The sequence below is a fragment of the Streptomyces sp. NPDC055506 genome, from assembly GCF_053643595.1.
In genome coordinates this window covers 68,016-74,666 of record NZ_JBSHKH010000029.1, presented here as the reverse complement: position 1 = coordinate 74,666, position 6,651 = coordinate 68,016, and the positions used below count along the sequence as shown (strand labels likewise).

Annotated in this window: 6 protein-coding genes; 5 read left to right on the top strand and 1 reads right to left on the bottom strand. The window is 71.2% G+C overall.

The window, feature by feature from the left end:
* Nucleotides 1-510 (top strand): hypothetical protein (locus tag ACWIF2_RS14200; protein WP_454360509.1); only part of this gene is annotated, 510 nt, incomplete at its 5' end.
* A 164-nt stretch (nucleotides 511-674) separates the two neighbouring features.
* On the opposite strand, the gene ACWIF2_RS14195 is transcribed toward ACWIF2_RS14200, so the two are convergent.
* Nucleotides 675-1,445, bottom strand: coding sequence for a hypothetical protein (locus ACWIF2_RS14195; protein ID WP_454360508.1), 771 nt, complete (start codon nucleotides 1,443-1,445; stop codon nucleotides 675-677).
* A gap of 1,202 nt (nucleotides 1,446-2,647) precedes the next feature.
* Here ACWIF2_RS14195 and ACWIF2_RS14190 point away from each other — a divergent pair.
* The 4 genes from ACWIF2_RS14190 to ACWIF2_RS14175 form a co-directional block, all read left to right on the top strand.
* On the top strand, nucleotides 2,648-2,923 hold the full coding sequence (locus tag ACWIF2_RS14190) for a hypothetical protein (protein ID WP_454360507.1): 276 nt from the start codon (nucleotides 2,648-2,650) through the stop codon (nucleotides 2,921-2,923).
* A gap of 597 nt (nucleotides 2,924-3,520) precedes the next feature.
* Nucleotides 3,521-4,048 carry a DUF2617 family protein gene (locus tag ACWIF2_RS14185; RefSeq protein WP_454360506.1) on the top strand — a complete coding sequence of 176 codons (528 nt, stop codon included), beginning with the start codon at nucleotides 3,521-3,523 and terminating at the stop codon, nucleotides 4,046-4,048.
* A 95-nt stretch (nucleotides 4,049-4,143) separates the two neighbouring features.
* On the top strand, nucleotides 4,144-5,799 hold the full coding sequence (locus tag ACWIF2_RS14180; protein WP_454360505.1) for a polyamine aminopropyltransferase: 1,656 nt from the start codon (nucleotides 4,144-4,146) through the stop codon (nucleotides 5,797-5,799).
* A 102-nt stretch (nucleotides 5,800-5,901) separates the two neighbouring features.
* The coding region (locus ACWIF2_RS14175) for an SRPBCC domain-containing protein (RefSeq protein ID WP_454360504.1) at nucleotides 5,902-6,651 on the top strand (750 nt) is incomplete at its 3' end.

The window sequence follows — 6,651 nt, the reverse complement described above, 5'->3', positions numbered from 1 at the left end:
GCCGACGCCTCCGGGTGGGTGTCGGTGCCGCGGGCGATCCAGGCGGCTCTGGTGCTGGTGACGCTGTTCGTGCTGCCCGTCGTATGGGTGGGAGTGCACGCCGTGTGGGTGCTGCGCGGGCGGGCCGAGCTCTTCACCGCCGCCGCACAGCACCCCCGGCGGCGTCCCACCGACCGGCAGTTGGTCAGCCACCTGCGCGACGAGCACCCGCTCACGCCACTGTGGTGGATGGTCTCCGTCCTCGGCGGCCTGGGCACGTTCTGCCTCGGAGTCGCGCTTCCGTTCGCCCTGGCGGACGGCGCCGTACTCGCCGGTGCACTCCTGGGGGCCGGGCTCGCCGTGTCCCTGGCCGCCCTGGCCCTGGCGGTGCCCGGTATCCGCCGCGCCGCCCGCCAGGGCTCGGAGGACGAACGGCGGCGTGCCGAACTGTGGTCCCTGCCCACCGCCGTCGAACGCCGGCTCATGACCCCCCTCCTCGGCGCGGGCGACGGGGCACACCTCGGAGCCTGAACCGTCGTTCTGCGCGAGAAGCCTCTGAAGGAGCGGAGCGAGCCGCCTTGACCGGGCAGGGAAAGTGCAGAACGAAGCTCAGGGTGGGCTGAGCCCGCCCCCGGCGTCACGTGCCGGGACGGGGAGCAACGGGAGGCGTCGGCCGGTAGGCCGGCAATTCAGCATCAGGTGGGTGGCTGGGTCCCGGGATATAGATCGATCCGGATGCTCTCGTCGTCCTCGATGACGTGAGTGGCATCCGTGTCGTGATTCCAGCCCAATGGCAGCAGGCAGTAACGGCGATTTCGTTCCACGAGCAGGCGCAGGCCGCTGTATCGGTACCGGTAGTGTCTGCCTTTTCCTAAGTCCTCCACCCTTATGCCAGGACCCTTGATGCTCAATTGCTCAGTGCTGAGCACCACTACCGAAACGCGTCGTGCCAGATGCTCGGCATCCTGGCGTGCGTCCTGTCGGCCCAGCTCTCCGGCTGCCAGGGCTACAACCCACATCAGGAACAGGCTTGCGGTGACGACGGGAACAGCACGATGCCACAGCCGACTCCGGAGGCCCGCAGCAGGTCCTGCGGCGCCGCTCTGTCCCAGGAGCAGTCCGATAGCTACCAGCAGAGGGGCAGCCCACCGGAAGGACCAGGGCTGACCGTAACGCCACCACAGCATCAGGATCACCCCCGCCGCAACGAACGCAAGATGTGCCCGGGCTACGGCGTGGGAAGCCCGATTGACGCGCCGGATGATGAGGCTGGGCACGCCGAGCGAGGGCAACAGTTCGGGGAAGCGAGGAAGAATACCGACCAGGCTCAAGGTGATGAGCACCGGGAATGTGGCGAGTCGAAGGCTACGCAGTGCCATTTCGATCGGGTCAAAGCCCACGGCAAAGACGTCAAGGTGGAAGTACGTGTAGTAGGAACGGCTGTGGACGAAACCCGTGTAGAGCATCAGTGCGAGGATGAACGAGCCGGCGCCGAAGACGGAGTTGGCGATCTCGGTGGCCCTTCCGCCCTGCTCCGAAGAGGCTGGTCGAGCACCCTGCTGCCGATGCCTTCGCGGACGGCGGCTCGGCGCCGGGCCTCGTAATACATGGGTGTCCGGTTCAGGCGTGAGCAGCGTTCGTCGTGCGGTGTTCCTGCGTTGTCTGCGACGTTGGCTACGAGCCAAGGAACGAGATGAGTCACCCGGCGCGCGCGGTGTATCTGTGCTGTCCATTGGCCCCGTCAGGTCTCACTGGGCTGTGGGGGCGGGATCACTTCCTGAGAGGGCGGGCAGGTCTCGGCGGGTGTGGGAACGCCCACGCAGCGTGTCTCTTCGGGTGGGGACGTGAGCTCAGGGGATGGGTCGAGCGTGGTTCCTGTGTCCGTCGGCGGGGACGCCACTGGGGGGATGTCGTCTCCGCCCTCGCCGCTGGACTGTGAGGGGGTCGCTTCCTCTCCGCCCCCGCCACTGGACTGTGACGCCGTCGCCTGGTCTCCGCCCTCGCCACCGGACTGTGAGGCCGTCGCCTGGCCTCCGCCCTCGGTGCCCTGAGTAGACCTGGACCCTCCATCAGCCGCTGATGAGCCCGAACCGGACGCCGAGGACGGCTCCCAGGGCTTAGGCGAAGGATTGGCTCCAGGACCACCGCACCCTGTCGAGCCGACGACCAGCACCGTCACGGCAACGACAATCCCGCTCTGGGCTAACGCCCATGGCCGGATCCGCATGATCCCTCCCCCGTCTACAGCGCAGTTACGACGCTGTTCAGGGATATCCCACCGAGAATCGACGCTGCCCAGACTTTCCGTGAGCTGCGTACACGTCTTCAGACATAGGGATGAGTGGCCAGCGGACGAACCACCGCTTCAGCCACTACGCGCAGGCCGAACCAGCCACCCAAACTGCCCGCTGAGCGGATTGGCGCGGGCGCTTCCGTGACGAGCTGCCGGCTGCGTGTGTACACCCACACCGCCCACAGACGGCCCAGTGAGCCCCGGATGGCCCCTGAACTGCGCTTCTGTACAGGTCAGGGGCCGGTCCCTCGATCGAACCCTCTGAAGTTCCTCAACTCTGCTTTGGGGCGCGCGGGGCCCGGGCATCCCCTGTTCACGCAAGAGCGAGGCGCCCACGGGGGGCCGCTTCGGGGGAGACGAAAGGAGGGTGACGCCATGGTTATCGGCATCATCCTGGCGGTGATCGCATTCATTCTGGTCGCGGTGCTGGTGTCCGCGGTGCGCAGGGGCGGTTCCGGGCGGTCGGCGCGGCGCGGGTCGTGGGCGTCCTCCGGTTCGGCGAGCAGCAGCGGCAGCGGCAGCTGGTGGGCCGGCGGGGGAGACTCCGGCTCGTCCGGTTCGTCCTGCAGCAGCGGCTCGTCCTGCGGAGGCGGGTCCTCCTGCGGCGGGGGCGGTGGGGGCGGCGGTGGCTGCGGCGGCGGAGGCAGCTGACGGCAGTCGGCAGTCGGCAGTCGGCAGTCGGCAGGTCTTTGCCGTACCACCGAACGCGGGGTCCGCAGCTGAGGCGGGCCCCGCGTTTGCGTGCCGGGCCGTGGTCCGGGATCCCGGAGTTTCCGTCCGGCGGATCCGTCGAACGCCTGTCGGGCAACTGTGTGAGGTCGCAAGCAACTTCGCATGCCTGTAGGACAACCGCGTCCATGGGACGGCGTACCCAGCCGTGACTCCGGCAACTGCGCCCGTCAAACGGCTACTTCGGGAGCGTGCCGGAAGCCCGGACGCCCGGCCGTCGCGACTCCGGGCGCGAGCCACGGCGCACCGGCGCACGCCTCCCCGGCACCGGCGCACGCCGTAGTTGAACAATTGAGCTGTAGAGCCCTCTGAGGGATGGAAACCCTACGAACTTGGGTAAAAACGCTGTGGCGACGCCACAGTTCATGATTCCCTCTAACCCACCAACGCAGCCCTTCGGACGCCCTGCGGACACCTTCCAGAAACCGGCCGACCGGGTTGATCCGGGCCGAACCCTCCGGTGCGACCGGGGCGCGGCGGACCCACCTCCCTCTCCTTGTGTGCTTGCGGAGTCGATCCATGCTCACGACCCTGAACACCTCCTACTCCGACACGCGCGCGGCCGATCTCGCCTGGGCGCTGGGGCGCGAGCCGCTTCCCGCACTGGCCGTGATGGACCTCGAACTGACGGGCTCCAAAATGCAGTTGCGACTCCTCGGCGCGTCCCATCAGGTCCTGCTGGAGGAGGAGCGGGGCATCTGCTCGGAGACGGTGGCCTGCATTCCGGGCAGCAGCACTCCGCTTCCGCTCGGCGTCGCCAAGCGGGTGGGCGACTGGGAGTACGAGTTCGCCGCCCGGGTCGAGGTCCTCTCGCCCGGCTCCTTCGAGGGCCGCGCCCAGGAGTTGCTGGCCCTCGTCTCCGACCACCCGCACGGTCTCGTGGGCGTCTTCCCCGGCAGCCCGCACGCCTTCACGGCGCTGCTGGCCCAGCACCACGAGGGGCAGGTGCACTGGCGGACCTGGCACGCGTACCCGCAGGACGGCCAGTTGGTCGCGACCCGGACGAGAGTCGGCGTGCGCGTGCCGGCCACGGCCGCCGCGCACTGAGGCAAACGAATCTCGTACCGATATCGGGCCTCTGTAAACCAGCACCACACGTGTGGGTGACGAACCGCGGTCGAGACGTGACGTAACGTCGCAGAGTGATCGAGCCGCACGCGCCCGCCCCACCCGGTTCCCCGCCGCCCTGGAGCGCCCCGAGCGGCCCCGACGGCCCGGCGCGGCTGCCCGTCCGGCCGGGCACCGGACGGTTCCTGGTCCTCGCGGGCGTGTTCGTCTGTGCGGCCTGCGGACTCGTGTACGAGCTCGAACTCGTCGCCCTCGCCTCCTACTTGATGGGCGACTCGGTCACACAGGCGTCCGTCGTACTGTCAGTCATGGTCTTCGCGATGGGCATCGGCTCCCTCGCCGCGAAGCGCCTGCGCGGGCTCGCCGCGGCCGGCTTCGGCGCCGTCGAGGCCACGCTCGCGCTCGTCGGCGGATGCAGCGCGATGGCCCTCTACGCCGTGTTCGCCTGGACCGGCCACTGGGGCGGCATGTGGGCGAGCGGACCCCGCTGCCTCCTGGTCGCCTTCTCCCTCGCGACCGGAGTGCTCATCGGCGCCGAGGTCCCGCTGCTGATGGAGCTCATCCAGCGCATCCGCCGCCAGGACGCGGGCGGCGCGGTGGCCGACCTGTTCGCCGCGGACTACGTCGGTGCCCTAGTCGGCGGCCTCGCCTTCCCCTTTCTCCTGCTGCCGTTCCTCGGCCAGCTGACCGGCGCGCTGCTCACCGGCGCCGTCAACGCCGTCGTCGGCGGGGCGCTGGTGCTCGGGCTGTTCCGCCGGGACCTGACCCGGCGCGCCCGCTGGCTGCTGCTGCTCGCCAACGGCCTCGTGCTCGCGATCCTCGCCTCCGCCGCCGTCCTCGTCGACGACTTCGAGCGGGCCGCCCGGCAGGCCATGTACGGCAGGGACGTCCGCGTCGCGCTCCAGACCGGTGTGCACGAGGTCGTCCTCACCGGCGGCACGCACGGCCGGCCCCTCGACCTGTTCCTCGACGGCCGGCTCCGGGTCAGCGGACGCGACGAACTCCGCTACCACGAGGCCCTCGTCCACCCCGCGATGACCGGGCCGCACGCGCGCGTGCTGATCCTCGGCGGCGGTGACGGCCTGGCCGCCCGCGAGGTGCTGCGCCACCCCGGAGTGGACCGGGTCGACGTCGTCGAACTCGACGCCGAGGTGGTACGGCTGGCCCGCACCGACCCCGGCCTGTCCGCGCTGAACCGGCACGCCTACGGCGACCCGCGCACGCACGTGACGATCCAGGACGCCTTCGGCTGGCTCCGCGGCGCGCCCCCGGCGGCGTACGACGTGGTCGTCTCGGATCTGCCGGACCCGGGGATCACGGCGAGTACGAAGCTGTACTCGCAGGAGTTCTACGGCCTCGCGCGGCGCGTGCTGGCCCCAGGCGGCCGGCTCGTGGTGCACGCCGGGCCGGTCGCGTCCAGCCCCCGGGTGTACTGGACGGTGGACGCGACGGTGCGCGCGGCCGGCCTGCGTACCGCCCCGTACGGCACGGGCGGCCGTCGCGCCGGTTTCGCGGTCGGCCCCGACCGCACACCCGCCGACCGCTCCCGGGCGCCCCGGGACTGGGGTTTCGTCCTGGCCGCCCGCACGGACCCGCGGCCACGCCTCGACCCTGACGGTCCGCGCCCGCGGACCCTCACGGATGCGTCCCTGGCGGCGGGGGAGCGGGCGGCGCGGGGGACGCGGATCGCCGGGCTGCCCGCTTCGACGCTGGTGCATCCGCGGTACTGAGCCGGGGCGGGGGCGCGGAGGATACGCCGGGCGGACCCGGATCCGGAGCGAATCCCGGAGGTGGGGGTGCGTTTCCGCGTGTGCTGGGTAGAGTCCGTCGACATGGAGCACGAGGTGTTCGTTCCGGTTCCGGCCGAGCGGCTCAGGGAGGTGCTGGACGACCCCGCGCGGGTCGCCCGGGTGGTTCCCGGGCTCCAGCAGGACGCCGGCGCCGAGCCCGTCACCGGGCGGCTGAAGATCCGCGTCGGCAGTCACTCCGTCACCTACCGGGGTGCCGTACGGGTCTCCCGGCGGGACGACGGTGCGTACGCCGTGGAGGGCGAGGCGGAGGAGTCGCGCGGCAGCGGCTCGGTCAAGCTCGCGCTGCGGATCGGCCTGCGGGAGGCGGAGGACGGCTGCACGGTCGTGTTCGACGGCACGGCCTCGGCGGACGGGCGGATCAAGGACCTGCCGGCCGACGCGGTGGAGGCAGCCGTCGTCCGGCTGCTGAACCGCTTCGCGGAAGGCCTGGCCGAGGCGGCACCGGAGACGACCGCATCCGTCGCCACGCAGGACTTCGAACCCCGGGCGACGACCGACTACGAAACGACCCCGGACGCGGACGACGAGGCCCCGCCTCCGGCGAAGGCCGCCGGGGGTACGGCGGCGACCGGCGACGACGAGAACGCCGGGCCCTCGGGGACCGCGGGGACCGCGGGGAAGCCTTCCGCCACCGGCCCGAGCGACGAGAGCCCGGCCGCTGGCCCTGGCGGAGAGGGTCCGGCCGCTGGTCCCGGTGGAGAGGGTCCGGCTCCGGGGCGGGGTGGCGAGGGTCCGGCTGCGGGTTCGGGTGGCGAGGGTCCGGCCACTGGT

Coding starts and splice junctions, on each gene's coding strand:
- ACWIF2_RS14195 (WP_454360508.1), bottom strand. CDS start 1,445: ATGCTCTACACGGGTTTCGTCCACAGCCGTTCCTACTACACGTACTTC.
- ACWIF2_RS14190 (WP_454360507.1), top strand. CDS start 2,648: ATGGTTATCGGCATCATCCTGGCGGTGATCGCATTCATTCTGGTCGCG.
- ACWIF2_RS14185 (WP_454360506.1), top strand. CDS start 3,521: ATGCTCACGACCCTGAACACCTCCTACTCCGACACGCGCGCGGCCGAT.